Source organism: Serratia sp. ASV30, from assembly GCF_016428815.1.
Classification (GTDB): domain Bacteria; phylum Pseudomonadota; class Gammaproteobacteria; order Enterobacterales; family Enterobacteriaceae; genus Chania; species Chania fonticola_C.
This window is the reverse complement of record NZ_JAELTL010000279.1, coordinates 1-264: the sequence shown is the minus strand read 5'-3', so window position 1 is coordinate 264 and position 264 is coordinate 1. Positions and strand designations below refer to the sequence as shown.

The window sequence follows — 264 nt, the reverse complement described above, 5'->3', positions numbered from 1 at the left end:
CGCGAGTTCGCTTCTCTTTGTATATGCCATTGTAGCACGTGTGTAGCCCTACTCGTAAGGGCCATGATGACTTGACGTCATCCCCACCTTCCTCCGGTTTATCACCGGCAGTCTCCTTTGAGTTCCCACCATGACGTGCTGGCAACAAAGGATAAGGGTTGCGCTCGTTGCGGGACTTAACCCAACATTTCACAACACGAGCTGACGACAGCCATGCAGCACCTGTCTCACAGTTCCCGAAGGCACCAATCCATCTCTGGAAAG

1 rRNA gene is annotated in these 264 nt (G+C 53.0%); it reads right to left on the bottom strand.

The window, feature by feature from the left end:
* Window positions 1-264, bottom strand: a 16S ribosomal RNA gene (locus tag JHD74_RS26445); the annotation flags it as partial.